The 17421-nt window shown below is 74.1% G+C and carries 19 protein-coding genes; 9 read left to right on the plus strand and 10 right to left on the minus strand.

Translation table 11 applies throughout. The annotated features are described in order from the left end of the window. Positions 1-174: 174 nt before the first annotated feature. From AB0H52_RS17630 to fabG, 4 genes are all read right to left on the minus strand, one after another. Positions 175-954, minus strand: coding sequence for an HAD-IIA family hydrolase (locus AB0H52_RS17630; RefSeq protein WP_030337797.1), 780 nt, complete (start codon positions 952-954; stop codon positions 175-177). Beyond that, positions 947-1999 carry a ferrochelatase gene (locus tag AB0H52_RS17635; RefSeq protein WP_151492732.1) on the minus strand — a complete coding sequence of 351 codons (1053 nt, stop codon included), beginning with the start codon at positions 1997-1999 and terminating at the stop codon, positions 947-949. The genes AB0H52_RS17630 and AB0H52_RS17635 overlap by 8 nt, the downstream gene beginning before the upstream one ends. Before the next feature lie 101 nt (positions 2000-2100). Next, the gene (gene fabI, locus AB0H52_RS17640; RefSeq protein ID WP_151492731.1) at positions 2101-2868 is read right to left on the minus strand and encodes an enoyl-ACP reductase FabI; all 768 of its coding nucleotides are present in this window, start codon (positions 2866-2868) and stop codon (positions 2101-2103) included. 28 nt (positions 2869-2896) lie between these two features. Next, entirely contained in the window at positions 2897-3601 is a 705-nt protein-coding gene (fabG, locus tag AB0H52_RS17645) for a 3-oxoacyl-ACP reductase FabG (protein ID WP_151492730.1), read from the minus strand. A gap of 155 nt (positions 3602-3756) precedes the next feature. On the opposite strand from fabG, the gene AB0H52_RS17650 reads away from it, so the two are divergent. From AB0H52_RS17650 to AB0H52_RS17665, 4 genes are all read left to right on the plus strand, one after another. Continuing rightward, positions 3757-4986 (plus strand): histidine kinase, encoded by a 1230-nt coding sequence (locus AB0H52_RS17650; protein ID WP_357948542.1) that lies wholly within the window; start codon positions 3757-3759, stop codon positions 4984-4986. Beyond that, positions 4983-5459, plus strand: coding sequence for a response regulator transcription factor (locus tag AB0H52_RS17655; protein ID WP_357948545.1), 477 nt, complete (start codon positions 4983-4985; stop codon positions 5457-5459). Before AB0H52_RS17650 ends, AB0H52_RS17655 begins: the two co-directional genes overlap by 4 nt. A 99-nt stretch (positions 5460-5558) precedes the next feature. After that, the gene (locus AB0H52_RS17660) at positions 5559-6626 is read left to right on the plus strand and encodes an alpha/beta hydrolase (RefSeq protein WP_357948548.1); all 1068 of its coding nucleotides are present in this window, start codon (positions 5559-5561) and stop codon (positions 6624-6626) included. Positions 6627-6695: 69 nt separating this feature from the next. Beyond that, on the plus strand, positions 6696-6905 hold the full coding sequence (locus tag AB0H52_RS17665) for a hypothetical protein (RefSeq protein ID WP_151492727.1): 210 nt from the start codon (positions 6696-6698) through the stop codon (positions 6903-6905). A gap of 31 nt (positions 6906-6936) precedes the next feature. Here AB0H52_RS17665 and AB0H52_RS17670 read toward each other — a convergent pair whose 3' ends face one another. The 3 genes from AB0H52_RS17670 to AB0H52_RS17680 are packed head-to-tail and all read right to left on the minus strand — an operon-like array spanning position 6937 to position 9973. Continuing rightward, positions 6937-7887, minus strand: coding sequence for a VWA domain-containing protein (locus AB0H52_RS17670; protein ID WP_151492726.1), 951 nt, complete (start codon positions 7885-7887; stop codon positions 6937-6939). Beyond that, the gene (locus AB0H52_RS17675) at positions 7884-8885 is read right to left on the minus strand and encodes a DUF58 domain-containing protein (RefSeq protein ID WP_357948551.1); all 1002 of its coding nucleotides are present in this window, start codon (positions 8883-8885) and stop codon (positions 7884-7886) included. The genes AB0H52_RS17670 and AB0H52_RS17675 overlap by 4 nt, the downstream gene beginning before the upstream one ends. Then, the gene (locus AB0H52_RS17680; RefSeq protein ID WP_151493367.1) at positions 8864-9973 is read right to left on the minus strand and encodes a MoxR family ATPase; all 1110 of its coding nucleotides are present in this window, start codon (positions 9971-9973) and stop codon (positions 8864-8866) included. The genes AB0H52_RS17675 and AB0H52_RS17680 overlap by 22 nt, the downstream gene beginning before the upstream one ends. 241 nt (positions 9974-10214) lie before the next feature. On the opposite strand from AB0H52_RS17680, the gene AB0H52_RS17685 reads away from it, so the two are divergent. The 3 genes from AB0H52_RS17685 (at position 10215) to AB0H52_RS17695 (ending at position 12692) form a co-directional block, all read left to right on the plus strand. Further along, positions 10215-10445: a hypothetical protein gene (locus tag AB0H52_RS17685; protein ID WP_151493366.1), complete on the plus strand. Its 231-nt coding sequence runs from the start codon at positions 10215-10217 to the stop codon at positions 10443-10445. 224 nt (positions 10446-10669) lie between these two features. Then, positions 10670-11206 carry a PH domain-containing protein gene (locus AB0H52_RS17690; RefSeq protein ID WP_192580534.1) on the plus strand — a complete coding sequence of 179 codons (537 nt, stop codon included), beginning with the start codon at positions 10670-10672 and terminating at the stop codon, positions 11204-11206. A gap of 31 nt (positions 11207-11237) precedes the next feature. Further along, positions 11238-12692 carry a PH domain-containing protein gene (locus tag AB0H52_RS17695; RefSeq protein WP_151493270.1) on the plus strand — a complete coding sequence of 485 codons (1455 nt, stop codon included), beginning with the start codon at positions 11238-11240 and terminating at the stop codon, positions 12690-12692. Between the two features lie 19 nt (positions 12693-12711). Here AB0H52_RS17695 and AB0H52_RS17700 read toward each other — a convergent pair whose 3' ends face one another. After that, a complete protein-coding gene (locus AB0H52_RS17700; protein ID WP_357948555.1) occupies positions 12712-13743 on the minus strand; it encodes a phosphatase PAP2 family protein in 1032 nt (343 codons plus the stop codon). Between the two features lie 127 nt (positions 13744-13870). Between AB0H52_RS17700 and AB0H52_RS17705 the strand changes: the two genes are divergently transcribed. Both AB0H52_RS17705 and AB0H52_RS17710 read left to right on the plus strand, forming a co-directional pair. Beyond that, a complete protein-coding gene (locus AB0H52_RS17705) occupies positions 13871-14275 on the plus strand; it encodes a hotdog domain-containing protein (RefSeq protein WP_151491111.1) in 405 nt (134 codons plus the stop codon). Beyond that, positions 14272-15102 (plus strand): MBL fold metallo-hydrolase, encoded by an 831-nt coding sequence (locus AB0H52_RS17710; RefSeq protein WP_151491110.1) that lies wholly within the window; start codon positions 14272-14274, stop codon positions 15100-15102. The genes AB0H52_RS17705 and AB0H52_RS17710 overlap by 4 nt, the downstream gene beginning before the upstream one ends. A 39-nt stretch (positions 15103-15141) precedes the next feature. Here the strand turns inward: AB0H52_RS17710 and AB0H52_RS17715 are convergent, their stop codons facing one another. Next, positions 15142-16077 carry a PfkB family carbohydrate kinase gene (locus tag AB0H52_RS17715; RefSeq protein WP_151491109.1) on the minus strand — a complete coding sequence of 312 codons (936 nt, stop codon included), beginning with the start codon at positions 16075-16077 and terminating at the stop codon, positions 15142-15144. An 80-nt stretch (positions 16078-16157) separates the two neighbouring features. Beyond that, on the minus strand, positions 16158-17309 hold the full coding sequence (locus AB0H52_RS17720) for an XdhC family protein (protein WP_151491108.1): 1152 nt from the start codon (positions 17307-17309) through the stop codon (positions 16158-16160). Positions 17310-17421: the final 112 nt, after the last annotated feature.

The following is a 17421-nucleotide window of genomic DNA, read 5'->3' on the forward strand; positions in this document are numbered from 1 at the left end:
GGGCAAGATCGCCGCCCGCAGCGGGCAAGATCGCACTCGATCCAGGATGTAGTGGCCTCCGGCGGGAGGATGACCACTACTTCCTGGATCGAGCGCGATCATCGCCACGCGGCGCGAGGCGGCCCAGCGCGCGAGGCGGCCCAGCGCGCGAGGCGGGTCAGCGCGCGAGGCGGGTCAGACCTCGTCGAGCAGGTCTGCGACGGAGTTGATGATGCGGGACGGGCGGTACGGGTAGCGCTCCGCTTCGGTGCGGCTGCTGATCCCGGTGAGCACCAGGATCGTCTCCAGCCCGGCCTCCAGGCCACAGAGGATGTCGGTGTCCATCCGGTCACCGATCATCGCGGTGCTCTCCGAGTGCGCGTTGATGGTGTTCAACGCCGAGCGCATCATCATCGGGTTGGGTTTGCCGACGAAGTACGGCTCCACCCCGGTCGCCTTGGAGATCATGGCGGCGACCGAGCCGGCGGCGGGCAGGGCGCCCTCCACCGACGGGCCGGTCACGTCGGGGTTGGTGCAGATGAAACGGGCCCCGTCGTTGATCAGGCGGACCGCCTTGGTGATCGCCTCGAAGCTGTAGGTGCGGGTCTCGCCGAGCACCACGTAGTCGGGGGCGAAGTCGGTGAGCACGTACCCGACGGCGTGCAACGCCGTGGTCAGCCCGGCCTCCCCGATGACGTACGCGGTGCCGCCGGGCCGCTGGTCGGCGAGGAACTGGCCGGTGGCCAGCGCGGACGACCAGATCGACTCCTCCGGCACGTCCAGTCCCATCCGGCTCAGCCGGGCCGTCAGGTCGCGCGGGGTGTAGATCGAGTTGTTGGTCAGCACCAGGAACGGCTTGCCGGAGGCACGCAGCCGGTTGATGAACTCTGGCGCGCCGGGTACCGGCTGACCCTCGTGCACGAGTACGCCGTCCATGTCGGTCAGCCAGCTCTGCACGGGCTTGCGGTCATGCATCGGTTCCCCCAGCGGGCGTCGGACGGCGGGTCGGCACGCAGCAGACGGTGGGGCAGCTGTCCCACATCGGCAGCTCGCCGAGTCGACGGCGCAGCTGCGCGCCGTCCGGGTCGGTCCGCTCGGTGACCAGCTCACGGACCATGGTCACGAAGCGCGGGTCGGTGCCCGGTGTGTCGGCCCGGACGAAGTCCAGGCCGAGTTGCTTGGCGGTCTCCAACGCCTCGGTGTCCAGGTCCCACACCACTTCCAGGTGGTCGGAGACGAACCCGATGGGGCTGACGACCACGCTGGTGGTGCCGCTCTGCGCGAGGGTGGCCAGGTGATCGTTGATGTCCGGCTTCAGCCACGGCACGTGCGGCGGGCCGGAGCGGCTCTGCCAGACGAGGTCGTACGGGAGGTCGGGGGCGGCGGCCGCGGCCACCAGCCGGGCGGTCTCGTGTAGCTGCGCCTCGTACCGGCCGCCGTGCGGGCCGGCGTTGGCCGCCATCGAGCTGGGAATGGAGTGGGCGGTGAAGACCAGCCGGGTGCTGTCCCGCTTCGCCGGGTCGAGCTGGGCCAGGGCGGCGCGGACGGCGTCGGTGTGCGGCTCGACGAAGCCCGGGTGGTCCCAGAATTGGCGCAACTTCTCGATCACCGGCGCGTCCGGGCCGACCGCGGCACGGGCGGCGGCGATGTCCTCCTGGTACTGCCGGCAGGACGAGTAGCCGCCGTACGCGCTGGTGACGAAGGCCAGCGCCCGGGTGATCCCGTCGTCGCGCATCTGGGTCACGGTGTCGGCGAGCATCGGATCCCAGTTGCGGTTGCCCCAGTAGATGGGCAGGTCGAGGCCGTGCGCGGCGAAGTCGGCGCGGACGGCGGCCAGCAGCTCGCGGTTCTGCTGGTTGATCGGGGACACCCCACCGAAGTGCTGGTAGTGCTCGGCGACCTCGGCCAGCCGCTCGGGCGGCACACCCCGACCGCGGGTCACGTTCTGCAGGAACGGCATCACGTCCTCGGGCCGCTCCGGTCCACCGAAGGACACCAGCACCACCGCGTCGTACGACATGGGGTCATTCTCGCCCCTCGGCCCGGACGGCCCGGCGACGCCCCCTGCTCCGGACGCGTGGGTCACGCGTCCGGAGCGCCGGGGGCGTCGTCGTGGCAGGGTCAGGCGCCGATGGCGTGGTAGCCGCCGTCGACGTGCACGATCTCGCCGGTGGTGGCCGGGAACCAGTCGGACAGCAGTGCCAGGCAGGCCCGGGCGGCGGGCTCCTGGTCGGTGAGGCTCCAGCCCAGCGGGGCCCGCTCGGTCCAGGCGTCCTCGAACTGGTCGAAGCCGGGGATCGACTTGGCGGCGATGGTGCGCAGTGGGCCGGCGGCGACCAGGTTGCTGCGGATGCCCTGCTTGCCCAGGTGCAGCGCCAGGTAACGGGACGCGGACTCCAGGCCGGCCTTGGCCACGCCCATCCAGTCGTAGACCGGCCACGCCTTGGTGGCGTCGAACGTCAGTCCGACCACCGCGCCGCCGGGCGACATCAGCGGCAGCGCCGCCATCGCGAGGGACTTGTAGGAGAAGGTGGAGACGTGCAGGGCGGTCGCCACGTCCTCCCAGGGCGCGTCGAGGAAGCCGCCGCCGAGGCAGCTCTGCGGGGCGAAGCCGATCGAGTGCACGACACCGTCGAGGCCGTCGACGTGCTCGCGGACCCGGTCGGCGAGGCCGGCCAGGTGCTCGGTGTTGGTGACGTCCACCTCGATGACCGGCGCCGGCTCGGGCAGCCGCTTGGCGATCCGCTCGACCAGGGAGAGCCGGCCGTAGCCGGTGAGCACGACCTGCGCGCCGTTCTCCTGAGCGAGCTTCGCCACCGAGAAGGCGATCGAGGCGTCGGTGATGACACCGGTGACGAGCAGGCGCTTACCGGCGAGCAGTCCGGACATCGCAGATTTCCTCCGTAGTGAGAAAGGGTCAGTGGCCCATGCCGAGGCCGCCGTCGACCGGGATGACGGCGCCGGAGACGTACCCGGCGCTGTCCGAGGCCAGCCAGGTGACCACCGCGGCGACCTCGTCCGGGCTGGCCATCCGGCCGGCCGGGATGGACTTGCGGATCTCCGCCTTGCGGTCGTCGGACAGGCCGGCGGTCATGTCCGTGTCGATGAAGCCGGGCGCCACCACGTTCGCGGTGATGTTGCGGCTGCCCAGTTCGCGGGTGATCGAGCGGGCCACGCCGACGAGGCCGGCCTTGCTGGCCGCGTAGTTGACCTGACCGGCACCGCCGGACAGGCCGACCACCGACGAGATGAAGACCATGCGGCCCCACTTGGCGCGGAGCATCTTGCCGGAGGCCCGCTTGGCGACCCGGAACGCGCCGGTGAGGTTGGTGTCCAGCACCCCGGTGAACTGCTCCTCGGTCATCCGCAGCAGCAGCGTGTCGTCGGTCATGCCGGCGTTGGCGACCAGCACCTCGACCGGCCCCAGCTCAGCCTCGACGGCGGTGAACGCGGCGTCGATCGAGGCGGCGTCGGTGACGTCGGCGCGGACGCCGAACAGCCCGTCGGGTGCCTCGCCGCTGCGGTGGGTGACCGCCACCCGGTCGCCCTGCTTGGCGAAGGCCTGCGCGATGGCCAGGCCGATCCCCCGGTTGCCCCCGGTCACCAGCACGGTACGGGCCACTGTTCCCCCTTGCGAATGGTCAGCACGGACGCGTCGGAGCCTAGGCGTTACCGGCAGGTAAGCGCTAACGGGAGTCGTGTCACACCGGGGTACGACACCGGGATCAACCCCTGGTGGCACGCCTTGCGGCGGGCTCGGCCCGTAGCCTCCCGGTGGTGAACCGGCAACCGATCGCCGTGGCCCTGCGAGCCCTGCGGCACACCCTGCTGGGCCCGGACGCCCCGGTCGAACGCCCGCTGCTGGCCCGTTGGCCCACGCTGGCCCCGTACGGCGCGCCCGTCGGGCTGCTCGCCGTGCTCGGCCTCTTCCTGATCACGCTGACCGTGGAGAGCGAGTGGGGCCTGTCGCTGCCGGTCGCGGTGCTGTTCGCGGCGATGACCGTGGCGCCGCTGCTGGCGCTGCCCCGGCGTCCGCTGCTGGCCTGGCGGCTGACGGTGCTGGCCCTGCTGATCTGCACGTTCAACGCGCCGGCCGACCGGTCCTGGCCGTGGACGCCGCCGCTGGCGCTCGGGTCGGTCGCGGTGGTCGCGGTGGTCGTCGCGCGGGTCGACCGGCCGGTGCTGCTCTGGGTGGTGACGATCACCACGGTGCCGGTGCTGACCCTGGTGCACCCCGACAACCGGGTGCCGGTCCTGCTGCTGCTCGGCGCGCTGGCGATCGTCGGCGATCTGATCCGGCGCAACCAGACGTCCCGGCGCGCGTTGGCCGCGCAGACCGAGCTGAGCGAGCGGGAGCAGGAACGGCGTGCGGTGCTGGAGGAACGCACCCGGATCGCCCGGGAGCTGCACGACGTGGTGGCTCACCACATGTCGCTGATCGCCGTGCAGGCGGAGACCGCCCCGTACCGGCTGACCGACGTGCCGGCGCCGGCAACGGCGGAGTTCGTCGCCATCGCCGCCTCGGCCCGCGACGCGCTGACCGACATGCGGCGGCTGCTGGGGGTGCTGCGCAGCGAGGCCACCGGTGCCCAGACCGCGCCACAACCCGGCCTGGGCGACCTCGACGCGATGGTGGAGGCCGCCCGCCGGGCCGGGCTGCCGGTGACGTTGGACGCCGGGCCGGTCCAGGACGGGCGGGTGCCCGCGCCGGTCGGGCTGGCCGCGTACCGCATCGTGCAGGAGGGGTTGGCCAACGCGGCCCGGCACGCGGCCGGGGCCGCGGTGCGCGTCACGGTCCGCGCCGACCCGTCCAGGCTGGGAGTACGCGTCGAGAACTCCCCGGCCGACGCCGGACCGAGCGCCGACGGCGGGCCGGGGCACGGGCTGACCGGCATGCGGGAGCGCGCCACCTCGGTGGGCGGTACGTTCACCGCCGGGCCGCTGCCCGACGGGGGTTACGCGGTGGCGGCCGAACTGCCGTACGAGGCGGAGAGCGGAGACGCATGATCAAGGTGCTGATCGCCGACGACCAGGCGATGGTCCGGCAGGGCTTCGGCGCGCTGCTCGCCGCCCAGCCGGACCTGCTGGTGGTGGGTGACGCCGCCGACGGTGCGCAGGCCGTCGCCGCCGCCCGCCGGCTCGACCCGGACGTGGTGCTGATGGACGTCCGGATGCCGGTCATGGACGGGCTGGAGGCCACCCGCAAGCTGCTCGGCGACCGGGCGGCGCAGCGCCCCCGGGTGCTCATCCTCACCACCTTCGACCTGGACGACTACGTGTACGAGGCGCTGCGCGCCGGGGCGAGCGGCTTCCTGCTCAAGGACGCCCCGGCGGCCGACCTGGTGCAGGCGGTGCGGGTGGTGGCCGAGCAGACCGTGAAGACGCACGTCGGGCGGATCCTGGCCAAGCTGGGGCTGCGCGACCGCGCCCAGGCCGTGGTGCTGGCGTACGAGACGGGTCTGGTGGCCGCCGGCGAGTAGTCCCGGGGAGCCAGCCCACGGACGGCTCCGCGGGACGACGACCGGGCACCGCCCACCCGCCCATTCTCCCTCCGGACGACATTCCGGAGGGAGAACGTGATGCGACGACGAGGTGCCAGCCGGCTGGCGTTGGGCGCGCTGCTCGGCGTGAACCTGATCCTGCCGGCACCACCCGGGCTGGTCGCGGCGCCCGGGTTCGTCGAGGCGTACCCGGTGACGGCGGCGGCGATGCGCGCGGCCGGCCCCCCGTACGCGGACTGGGTGGCCGGCGGACGCCGGTTCCTGCTGTTCGACCGGCGCGGCGACGGTCGCGTCGTCGAGGTGCTGGGCGACCTGGCGGGCGCGGACCGGATCGCGGTGTTGGTGCCGGGGGTGGGCAGCACGCTCGCCGACTACGACCGGGGGCTGGGCGGGGTGGCCCGCCGCGCTCCGGCGGCGCAGGCCGGGCAGCTGTACCGCCAGCTGCGGTCGGCCGATCCGGCGGCGCGGGTCGCGGTGCTGGCCTGGCTGGGCTACGACCCGCCGGACGGGGTGTTGACGGCCGCCGGTGGCGTCCGCGCCCGACAGGGTGCGGCCGGGCTGGCCGGCCTGCTGCGGGAGCTGGCCGCGCGCCGGCCGGCCGCGACGATCACCCTGGTCGGGCACAGCTACGGGGCGCTGGTGGTGTCGCTGGCCGCCACGGACGCCCCGGTCCAGGTCACCGACGTGGTCAGCCTCGGCGGGGTCGGCGCCGGGGTGCGGCACGCCGACGACCTGCCCGGTGGGCGCCGGTTCTGGGCGGCCGAGGCGCCCACCGACTGGATCTACCTGTGGCACCAGCCGGTGCTGGTGGCGGTGACCGCGCTCACCGCCCGGGCCGGGGTGGCCCTGCCGGGTCTGCACACCGCGCCGGACGGTCCGGGCTGGGTGCTGGCCCGGTGCTGCTGGTTGCCCCTACTGGCGGTCGTGCTGGTCACGCTGGTGCGGGTGGACCGGCCGGCGGACCGCCGCGGGGCGGGGCGGCGGCCGGGCGGTGGAGGGGGCACCGGCCGGTCGGCCGAGTGCGTCCGGTCGACACCTCAGGTGTACGATCATCGACGTTCCGGCCGGGCCGACTTGCAGGAGGTGATCGCTGTGCGAGATAGCGATCCTCCCAGTCGTGGCCGGGCCGATGGTCAGCCCCGCTGAGCCACGACTCAGTCTGGTGAGCTGACCCCGCTCCGCTCCCGCACCGCTTCGGCTCCTGCCGAGGCGCGTGTGCCGCGCCGTCCGACCCCGGACGGTCGCCGGGAGCCGCCCGGTCACGACTTCGTGTGCGCGTCCCCACCCCCTGCGGTCCGCCCCCGCACGCGGACCGTCCAGCCGCCACCGGAGCCGTCCATGAGCCGTTACGTCGCCCCGCTGGGCTTCACCCTCGCCGCCGTCTGGGTGGCCGTCGTCTTCGTCCTGGCCGGCGGCGGTCACTGACCCACCGCCGGCCCTCGCTCGACGCGCCCGCTCAGAGCATCCGCGACGACCACAGCAGGCTGAGCGCGCCCGCGCAGAGCGCCAACAGCAACGCCACTCCGGCGTACCACTGGGTCACCTCGCGCGGCTCGGTGCGGAAACCGATCGAGCTGCCCATGTCCTGGTAGACCTGCTTCAACTCGCTCACCGAGGCCGCCTCGTAGAAGTAGCCCTCGGTGGTCTCGGCCAGCTCGGCCAGGGCCATCCGGTCCACCGGCACCCGCTGGAGCTGCCCGCCGATGTCGACCTGACCGGTGTCGGTGCCGAAGGCGATGGTGGACACCGGCACGTTCGCCGCCTGCGCGGCGGCCGCCGCCTCCTCCACCGACCGGCCCGAGGTGCGGAACCCGTCGGAGAGCAGCACGATCCGGGCCGGTGGGATGCCCGCCGCGCCGTCCGCCGGCACCGACCGGATCGCCTCCAGGCAGGTGAACACCGCCTCGCCGGTGGCGGTCGCCTCGGCCAGCACCAGCCCGTCGATGGCACTGGTCACCGCGTCCCGGTCCTTGCCCGGCGGCACCAGCACGTTCGCGGCCTTGGCGAACGACACGAGGCCCAGGTTGTAGCTCTCCGGCAGCTCGCTGACGAACTGCTTGGCCGCCTCCTGCGCCGCCTCCAGCCGGTTCGGCGCCACGTCGTCGGCCTGCATCGACAGCGACACGTCGATGGCGAGCATCACGGTGGCCCGCTCCAGCGGCTCCTTCGTGTCCACCGCCGGCCGGGCCAGCGCGGTGGCCAGCACCAGCAGGCAGAGCAGGAACGCGGTCGCCGGTACGTGCCGACGCCAGCCCAGCCCCTTCGGCGCCAGCGTGCGCAGCAGATCCACGTTGGTGAACCGCATCGCGTACGCCCGGCGGTGCAGCTGCCGCCAGACGTAGAACGCGGCGAGGGCGAACACCGGCAGCACGGCCAGCAGCCACCACGGTTGCAGAAAACGGATCATCGTGTCGTCCCCCGGGTACGCGCGTGCCGCTGCGCGGCCACGAAACGCACCATGTCCAGCAGCCAGTCTCGGTCGGTACGCAGACGCAGGTGGGCCGCGCCGGCGCCGCGCAGCGCGGCTGCGATCGTGGCCCGCTGGGCGGCGGCAGCCTCCGCGTAGCGCTGCCGCAGCCGCGGGTCGGCGGTCTGCACCTCGTGCAGCTCGCCACTTTCCGGGTCGACCACCGGCAGCACCCCCACGTCGGGCAGCTCCAGCTCGCGCGGGTCGACCACCTCGATGGCCAGCACGTCGTGGCGGACGCGCAGCTTGCGCATCGGCCGGGACCACTGCTCGGCCGGCGCGAGGAAGTCCGAGACCACCACGGCCACCCCGCGCCGTCGGGGCGGGCGGTTGAGCATCTCGACGAGGGCACCCAGGTCACCCCGGCCGGGCTGGATCGCGGTGCCGGCGACCGCGCGCAGCAGGCCCTGCGCCTCCTTGCGGCCGGAGCGGGCCGGCAGCCGGGTGAGCACCCCGGGCCCGACCGGGGGCGACCCGCCCCGCCAGCGCCGGGCCGGCGCGGGCGTCCCCCCGCCGGTGCCGATCACGGCGCCGATGCGGTTGCCGCCGCGCACGGTCAGGTGGGTGATGGCGGCCGCGGCGGCCACCACCACCTCCCGCTTGAGCCACTGCCCGGTGCCGAAGTCCAGGCTGGCCGAGAGGTCCAGCGCCAGCCAGGTCTCCAGTTCCCGATCGGCGACCGTACGCCGCACGTGCGGCGTCGTGGTCCGTGCGGTGACCGGCCAGTCCATCCGGCGTACGTCGTCGCCGGGCCGGTATTCCCGTGACTCCCCCGCCTCGCTGCCCGGCCCGGGGAGCAGACCGGCGTAGTCGCCCTGGAGCAGACCGTCGAGCTTGCGGGTGACCAGGAGCTGGAGCCGGGACAGCACCGCCTCGCTGCGGTCGCCGAGAGGGGCGGGACGAGGGGTGGGTGAGGTCACGGGCGCTGCCCGGGCCATCCGGCGCCCGGCGGCGCGACGGTCGGCGATGCGGTGGCCTGCTGGCGGGGAGCGACCGCCGGCAGCGGGATGGTGGACATCACCCGGTGCACGATGTGGTCGGCCGGCACGTCGTCGGCGAGCGCGTCGTAGCTGAGCACCAGCCGGTGCCGCAGGATGTCCGGGGCGATGTCCTGCACGTCCTGCGGCAGGGCGTAGTCGCGTCCGCGCAGCAGCGCCAGGGCGCGGGTGGCCCGGACCAGGCCGAGCGAGGCGCGCGGGCTGGCCCCGTACTGGATCAGCTGGGCGACGTCCGGCATGCCGTGCTCGGCCGGGGCGCGGGTCGCCAGCACCAGACGCACCGCGTAGTCGACCAGGGCGTTGTGCACGAAGACCTGGTCGGCCTTGCGTTGCAGGGCGATCAGCTCGGGGGTGTCGAAGACCGCCGTCGGCTCCGGCGCGGCCACGCCCATCCGGTAGACGATCTCGCGTTCCTCCGCGTCGGTGGGGTAGCCCACGACGATCTTCATGAGGAACCGGTCCCGCTGCGCCTCCGGCAGCGGGTAGACGCCCTCCTGCTCGATCGGGTTCTGGGTGGCCATCACCAGGAACGGGTCGGGCACCCGGTGGCTCTCCCCACCGATGGACACCTGCCGCTCGCTCATCACCTCCAGCAGCGCCGACTGCACCTTGGCCGGAGCCCGGTTGATCTCGTCGGCGAGCAGGAAGTTGACGAAGACCGGGCCCAGCTCCACGTCGAACTTCTCGCTCGACTGCCGGTAGATCCGGGTGCCCATGATGTCGGCCGGCACCAGGTCCGGGGTGAACTGCACCCGGGCGAAGGACCCGCCGACGACCTTGGCGAGGGTCTCCACGGCGAGGGTCTTGGCCACCCCGGGAACCCCTTCGAGGAGGCAGTGGCCGCGGGCGAGCAGCGCGACGAACATCCGCTCCACCATCCGGTCCTGCCCGACGATCACCCGCTTGATCTCGAACAGCGCCTTCTCCAGCAGAGTGGCGTCCTGCGCGGGTGTGGTCGCCGGGGCGGGTTTCTCCGGGGCCGACGCCCCGTTCGGCGTCGGGGCGTCGGGCATGGTCGGCTGGGCCACCGGTCCTCCACAGCGTTTGTCGGTCGTCGCGGCTGGTGCGGTATCAAGACTCGCACGCCTTCCTGAGTGTCGAGGTGGGGAGAAGCCGATTTTTGCCGCGCCGTCCTCAGCAGCCGAATCGCGCGTCACGGGTGGACACGGACCCGTCCGCCGCGTGTACGATTCACCCCGTCGCCGGGCGGCTCCCCCCGTGGCCGCCCGGCGCTCAAGCCCTCCGTCCCGCCGCCCTAGACTGGCCGGGATGAGCATCCCCTCCCCTGCCGACGAGCCCCTGGTCTGCTCGGCCCGGGGTTGTCGCGCCCCCGCCGTGTGGGCCCTGAAGTGGAACAATCCGCGCCTGCACGACGCCGAGCGCCGAAAGACCTGGCTCGCCTGCGAGGAGCATCGGGGCAGCCTCGGTGATTTCCTGGAGGCTCGCGGCTTCCTGCGTGCCGTCGCTGAAGTGCCCGGATCGCCTACGCTCGACGTGTGAGCGGCGACCCACCGGCTTCCCCCGGCCCCACCTCCCCGTCCTGGCCGCCCACCCCGGCCACCCCACCCGGCGTCGCGCCGCCGCCCGGCGCGTTTCCCGCGCCCGGCACGCTCGGCCCGCACCCCACCGCTGCGGACGTCGCGTCGCCCGCCCCGCTGCCGCCGGGCGCGGTGCCGCCACCCGGCCACCGGCCGTCAGCCACCGCCGACCATCGCGCGCCCGACCTGCCGGCACCCGGCCTCCTGCCGCCCGACCCGGGCTCATCCGTCGGGCGCGGGCCGTTGGAGCCCTGGCCGGACACGGTGCACTGGCAGTCGATCTCCACCGACCTGATCTGGGTGGAGCTGATCCGGCTGGCGGTCGTGGTCGCCATCGGGCTGGCGGTGACGGCGGTCGGCTGGGCCTTGAGCGGGCACTGGCTGTTCGGGCTCGCCCTCGCCGTCGTGCTGGGGCTCGGCGCGTGGCGGGCCATCACCGTCGTCCGGGCGGTCCGGGCCTGGGGGTACGCCGAACGGGAAAACGACCTGCTGGTGCGGCACGGGCTGCTGGTCCGGCGGCTCTCCATCGTCCCGTACTCGCGGATGCAGTTCATCGACGTCAGCGCCGGGCCGTTGGAACGCGCCTTCGACCTGGCCACCGTGCAGTTGCACACGGCGGCGGCGGCCAGCGATGCCCGGGTGCCGGGGCTGCGCCCCGCGGAGGCGTCCCGGCTGCGCGACCGGCTCACCGCGCTCGGCGAGGACCGGGCGGAGGGCCTGTGAGCACCCGCGCGGGCAGCCGAGGGCCGCGCCGATGAGCGACGGGCCCGCCGAGCCGAGCACCGTGCCACCCACCGGCCCGACGCCACCGGGGCCGGCGCTGCCCACTGGTGTGGCACCGCCTGGCCCGGTGCCGCCGGGGGCGCCCGCGCCGTGGCCGACGCCACCGGGCGACGGCGACGGCGAGCCACGGCAACGACTGCACCCCCTCAGCCCACTGCTGCACGGGGCCAAGTCACTGGTCGTGGTGATCGCCGGGTTGTCCTGGTCGACGCTGTCCCGGGTCGGCTTCGGCTGGTTCGCCGCGATGGTGGGGGCGCTGGCGCTCGGCGCGACCGTGCTGTCGGTGATCAGCTGGTACAACACCGGCTACCACGTGGTGGGCCGCGAACTGCGGGTGTACGAGGGGCTGCTCTGGCGGCGTACCCGGGCGATCCCGCTGGAACGGTTGCAGGCCGTGGAGGTGGTCCGGCCGCTGCTCGCCCAGCTCACCGGCCTGGCCGAGCTGCGCCTGGAGGTGGTCGGCGGGGGCAAGACCGAGGCGCCGCTGGCGTACCTCGGGGTGGCCGACGCGGCCCGGCTGCGCGGGCGGCTGCTGGCGCTGGCCGGGCGGGTGGCGCAGACACCCGCGCCGGAGCACCCGGTCGCCCCGGGTGTCGCGACGGCTCCGGCGGCCACGCCCGGTCGGCCGCTACACGCCGTACGTAACAAGGATCTGCTGGTCAGTCAACTACTCACCCCGCAGGCGTTCCTGCTCCCGTTCGGTGTCGCCTTCGTCGTGGTGCAGTTCCTCACCGCGGGGTCGTGGTCGTTCGTCGCGGTCGCCAGCACGTTGACCGCGATGGCGGGTGTGCTGCTGCAACCGATCCGCCGGGTCCTCGACGACTGGAACTTCCGGCTGGGCCGCGACGGCGCCACGCTGCGGGTGCACAACGGTCTGCTGGAGACGCGGGCGCAGACCGTGCCGCTGGAGCGGGTGCAGACCGTGCGGGCCACCTGGCCGTTGTTGTGGCGGGTGAACGGCTGGCTGCGGTTGCGCCTGGAGGTGGCCGGTTACTCCGTCGCCGAGGCCGATGACCGCAACCGACCCGACCGGCTGCTACCGGTCGGCGACCTACCGACGGCGGCGGCGATCGTCGCCGAGGTGCTCCCGGGGGTACGCCTCGACGCGCTCACGCTGAGTCCGCCGCCGCCCCGCACGCGCTGGCTGCACCCGCTGGGGCGGCGTGCGCTCGGCGCGGGACTGTTCGAGCGGGTCTTCGCCACCCGGTCGGGCCTGCTGACCCGGCAGGTGGCGATCGTCCCGTACGCGCGGATCCAGAGCGTGCGGGTGGTGCAGGGGCCGGTCCAGCGCCGGCTGGGGCTGGCCACCGTCTACGCGGACACCGCCGGCGGCTCCGGCGCCACCGCCCAGGACCGCGACCTGGCCGAGGCGTGGGCCCTGTCGGCCGAGCTGACCTCCCGGGCGCACGCCGCCCGCCTGCGCTGAGGCCCAGCGGGGCGCCGGGTCAGTGGTCGGCGGGGACCGCCGGCTGTGGGGTGGGCGTCGGTGGTGTCTCCGCGACCGGTTGCGTCCCGGGTTTCGGGTGGCGGGCCCGCCAGGCGGCCCACCCGCGCTCGGCCAGGCCGACCACCAGGTAGGTGATTCCCACGTACGCCCAGCCGACCAGCACGTCGATCACGTAGTGCTCACCGGAGTAGACCAGGGTGAAGGTCATCGCCAGCGGGTACGCCAGCAGCAGCGGCCACCAGCGGCGGCGGGTGGTGGTCAGGAAGAACAGCACCACGAACAGCGCCCACGCGGTGTGCAGCGACGGCATCGCGGCGACCGGGTTCGAGGCGATCTGACCGGCGTTGAGGACGTTGCCGGCACCGTGCATGCCGAACGCCTTCCAACCCCGCGTGGAGATCCGGGCGACCTCGGTGAGCAGGCCGTTCTGGGCGGCCCACCAGGGCGGTGCGGCCGGGTAGACGAAGTAGGTGACCAGGCCGGCGGCGCACAGGAACCCCCAGCGGCGCATGTACGCGGCCCAGCGGTGCCGGTCGCGCAGCCAGAGCACCGCCGCGGCGGTCAGCGCCACCACGAAGTGCGAGAAGTACACCCAGCTCGCCGCGACGTCCCACCAGTGCACCTGCGGGCGGTACAGGTGCTCCTGCAACCAGACGGTGGGCACCTCCCCGCCGGTGGCCCAGCCGAACATGAACCGGTCGGCGACGATCAGCTCCATCGCGTGCGGGGTGGCGCCGTTGTCGGCGAACCCCCGCGAGAGGTTGTAGACGACGAACAGCAGCACCACCGGCACCCAGTCCCGGGCGAAGCGCAGGTGGCTGCGCCACGGCCGGTCGCTGTTCCAGGCGATCGTCGCCAACCAGATCCAGACGAACGCGTACGCGGGGTCGGTGGGCAGCCCGATCGCCAGCCACGCGGCGACGAAGGCGACCGCCCAGACCGTCATGGCGACGATGCGCCGACGGCCCCCGTCGGGCGACGCGGGCGGGTCGGTCCGGGCGGGGGGCTGGGGGTCAGTCACGACGGCCATCGCGGTCAAGGTTAACGACGGGTACAGCATCGACCGACGGGGACCACCCGTCGGTGGGTCGGGATGGGTGCGCCCGGATCGGCGGGCGCGTGCTCGACGCGTCCGGGGAGCACCTAGGCTGACGACCATGCAGGAGCAGCCCGAGCCGGCCTTCGCGCCGGGTCTGACCGCCCAGGTCGAGTTGACCGTCAGTGACGCCGACACCGCCCAGGCGGTCGGTTCCGGGGACGTACCGGTGCTGGGCACTCCCCGGGTGCTCGCGCTGGCCGAGGCGGCCACGGTCGCGGCGACGGCGGTCGGCATGCCACCCGGGTCGACCACGGTGGGGACGCGCGTCGAGCTGGAGCACCTGGCGCCGACGGTGGTCGGCCGGACGGTCCGGGCGCAGGCGCTGCTGGCGACCGTCGACGGTCGCCGGCTGTCGTTCGAGGTCACCGTCAGTGACGGCGATCAGACGGTGGCCCGGGGGCGGGTGGACCGGATCCTGGTGGACCGGCACCGCTTCGTCGAGCGCGCCGGGCGGTCCTCGTGACCGCCGGGTTCGTCGAGGTCGCCGACCGGGTGTACGTGCGGCCCGAGCCTCTGCTGCGGGTCAACGTGACGCTGGTCGTCGGCGCGGATGAGGCGCTGCTGGTAGACACGCTGTCCTCGGCGGCCCAGGCCACCGCGCTGGCCGACGCCGTCCGGGCGGTCACCGACCGTCCGCTGACCATCGTCAACACCCACCACCACTACGACCACTGCTTCGGCAACGCCGTCCTGGCCGGCGACCCGCCCCGCCCGGTGTACGCGCACCACCTGGCCGCCGCGGCCCTGCGCGAGCAGCCGGAGCGGCTGCGCCGGCAGGCGTACGAGGAGCTGCGTCAGGAGCACCCGGCGCTGGCCGCCGAGTTGGCCGACACGCCACTGCTCGCGCCGACGCACATCGTGCAGACCGAGACGGAGCTGGATCTGGGTGGCCGGCGGGTGCTGCTGCGTCACCCGGGGCGGGGGCACACCGACGCCGACCTGGTGGTGCACGTGCCCGACGCGGACGTGCTGGTCGCCGGGGACCTGGTGGAGCAGAGCGGCCCGCCCGCCTTCGAGGACTCGTACCCCCTGCAGTGGCCGGACGCGGTCACGGACCTGCTGCGGCTGACCACCGCGCGCACGCTGGTTGTGCCGGGCCACGGCGACCCGGTGGACGTCGAGTTCGTCCGCGCCCAGCACGCCGAGCTGGCGCGGCTGGCCTGGCTGATCCGGGCCGCCAACACCGGCGGCGCGCCCCCCGAGCGGGTGGCCGCCGAGGCCCCCTTCGGCGCCCGCGCCGCCCTGGTGGCGGCGAACCGCGGCTACCAAGAGCTCAACGGAACCCCGTAGTCCCCCGTCCCCCGTCCAGTCGGCGGGGGACCGGGACCGTCAGGCCGCGAAGCGGCGTTCGACGTCGGCGCGGGTGGGCATGGCGGTGGCGCCGCCCGGGGATTCGCAGACCAGGCCGGCCACCCGCAGCGCGAACGCCACCCTCTCGATCCAGCCGTGCGGGGCGGCCGGTTCGCCGTCGACGAGCAGGTCGGCGATCAACGCGGCCATCACCGAGTCACCCGCTCCGGTGGCGTCGACGGCGTCGACCTTGGGGGCCGGCACGAGGACCGGGTCGGCATCGGCGGCGGCCAGCACCGCGCCGGCCGCGCCGAGTGTCACCACGACCGTGGTGGCCCCCAGCTCACGCAGGTACGCGGCCACCCCCTCGACCGGCTCACCCGGATAGAGCAGTTGCGCGTCGGCGCCGCTCAACGTGACCACGTGCGCTCCGGCGGCGAACTCGGCCACCACCTCGCGCAGCCCGGCCAGCGCGGCCGGGCCGTCCAGCAGCCGGGGCCGTACGTTCGGGTCGAAGACCCGCAGACCGGTGGCGAGTGACCAGGCTCGGCGGGCGGCGGCCAGGGTGGCGGGTTGCAGCAGCACGACCGACCCGCAGTAGAGCACGTCGGCGCCCTCCACCAGTGCCAGGTGCAGGTCGTCGGGACCGAGCAGACCGTAGGAGGGCGGTTCGCCGTAGAAGCGGAAGTCGGGTTCCGGGCCGGCGAGGGTGACCACGGCGAGCGAGGTCGACGCCGGTGCCGTCACCGCGCCGGCCAACCCGACGTCGGCGGCGGTCAGGAAGGCGCGGATCCGGCCGGCCAGCACGTCGTCGCCCAGCGATCCGACGAACTGTGCCGCGCCGCCGAGTCGGGCCACCCCGACGGCGACGTTGAGCGGGCCACCGCCGATGGCCTGCCGGTAGACCCGCTCGCCGTCGCACTCGCTGTCGAGCAGGTCGACGAGCGCCTCGCCGAGCACCACCGCGTATCCCATTCGGAGGTCCTTTCGTCATCCCCAACGGCCACCGCATGATCAGGCTGGCACCGCGGACGCGCCGCTGCGCGCGCGCCGGGTCAACCCGGCTGGTGGATCGGGCCGGCGAGCGCGGCCAGCGGCCGACCGGACCCGCCCCAGCGGGCCGCGACGATCTGCGCGGCCACGCTCACCGCGGTCTCCTCCGGGGTACGCCCACCGAGGTCCAGCCCGATCGGGGAGGCGAGCCGGGCGAGTTGCGCCTCGTCGAGCCCGGACTCGCGCAGCAACTTGTGCCGCTCGTCGTGGGTGCGCCGCGAGCCCATCGCCCCGACGTACGCGAGCCGGTGGCGCAGCGCCAGCCCCAGCAGCGGCACGTCGAACTTCGGGTCGTGGGTGAGCACGCAGACCACCGTCCGTCCGTCGACGCGGCCGGCGTCCAGCTCCGTGCGCAGGTAGCGGTGCGGCCACTGCGCCACGACCTCGTCCGCCTCCGGGAAGCGCCGTGCGGTGGCGAAGACCGGCCGGGCGTCACACACGGTGACCCGGTAGCCGAGGAACGCGCCGATCCGGGCCACCGCGGCGGCGAAGTCGATCGCCCCGAAGACGATCATCCGGGGTGGTGTGGCGTACGCGGTCACGAAGAGGCTGAGGCCGGTGCCCCGACGTTGGCCGTGGTAGCCGTACCGGAGCATGCCGCTGTGTCCGGCGGCGAGCAGCCCGAGAGCGTCGGCGGTGGCGGCGTCGTCGAGCCGGTCGTCGCCGAGGGAGCCGATGACCTGCTCGCCGGTCAGCACCAGCCGCCGACCGAGCCGCCGGGCCGGATCGACGGGGACCGCGCTCGACGGGTCGCCCGCGTCGGCCGCCACGCAGGTGACCACCGCCGCCGGCCGGCCGGCACGGCGCGCGGCGTCGAGGGCGTCCACCTCCGCGAGGCGGCCGGGGTCGACCCGTTCCACGAACACGTCGAGCACCCCGCCGCAGGTCAGACCCACGGCGTACGCGTCGTCGTCGCTGACTCCGTAGCGGGTCAGCTCCGCTACGCCGGTGTCGAGGACGTGGCGGGCGCGTTCGTACAGGTCCGCTTCCACGCAGCCGCCGGAGACGCTGCCGGTGACCGTACCGTCGGCGGTGACCAGCATGGCGGCGCCGGGCGGCTGCGGCGCGGAGCGCCAGGTGGCCACGACGGTGGCCAGGGCGACCGGCTCGCCGGCGCGGCAGCGACGCAGCAGTTCGTCGAACACGTCCGGCACGCGTCGCCACCTTTCCGGCATATTTCTCCCTCTGAGCAGGATATGTCGCTCAACGCGGCAGCACGGCCCGTCCCCTATATCGAGGGTTGGCTATTGCATCGAGTCCGGCGGC

Origin of the sequence: Micromonospora sp. NPDC050695 (assembly GCF_040654415.1) — a bacterium.
Lineage (GTDB): Bacteria > Actinomycetota > Actinomycetes > Mycobacteriales > Micromonosporaceae > Micromonospora.

Bases quoted from the DNA above. Each gene is read 5' to 3' on its own strand.
- AB0H52_RS17630 (WP_030337797.1), bottom strand. From the start codon at position 954: ATGCATGACCGCAAGCCCGTGCAGAGCTGGCTGACCGACATGGACGGC.
- AB0H52_RS17635 (WP_151492732.1), bottom strand. From the start codon at position 1,999: ATGTCGTACGACGCGGTGGTGCTGGTGTCCTTCGGTGGACCGGAGCGG.
- fabI (WP_151492731.1), bottom strand. From the start codon at position 2,868: ATGTCCGGACTGCTCGCCGGTAAGCGCCTGCTCGTCACCGGTGTCATC.
- AB0H52_RS17655 (WP_357948545.1), top strand. From the start codon at position 4,983: ATGATCAAGGTGCTGATCGCCGACGACCAGGCGATGGTCCGGCAGGGC.
- AB0H52_RS17660 (WP_357948548.1), top strand. From the start codon at position 5,559: ATGCGACGACGAGGTGCCAGCCGGCTGGCGTTGGGCGCGCTGCTCGGC.
- AB0H52_RS17670 (WP_151492726.1), bottom strand. From the start codon at position 7,887: ATGATCCGTTTTCTGCAACCGTGGTGGCTGCTGGCCGTGCTGCCGGTG.
- AB0H52_RS17675 (WP_357948551.1), bottom strand. From the start codon at position 8,885: ATGGCCCGGGCAGCGCCCGTGACCTCACCCACCCCTCGTCCCGCCCCT.
- AB0H52_RS17685 (WP_151493366.1), top strand. From the start codon at position 10,215: ATGAGCATCCCCTCCCCTGCCGACGAGCCCCTGGTCTGCTCGGCCCGG.
- AB0H52_RS17695 (WP_151493270.1), top strand. From the start codon at position 11,238: ATGAGCGACGGGCCCGCCGAGCCGAGCACCGTGCCACCCACCGGCCCG.
- AB0H52_RS17700 (WP_357948555.1), bottom strand. From the start codon at position 13,743: ATGGCCGTCGTGACTGACCCCCAGCCCCCCGCCCGGACCGACCCGCCC.
- AB0H52_RS17705 (WP_151491111.1), top strand. From the start codon at position 13,871: ATGCAGGAGCAGCCCGAGCCGGCCTTCGCGCCGGGTCTGACCGCCCAG.
- AB0H52_RS17715 (WP_151491109.1), bottom strand. From the start codon at position 16,077: ATGGGATACGCGGTGGTGCTCGGCGAGGCGCTCGTCGACCTGCTCGAC.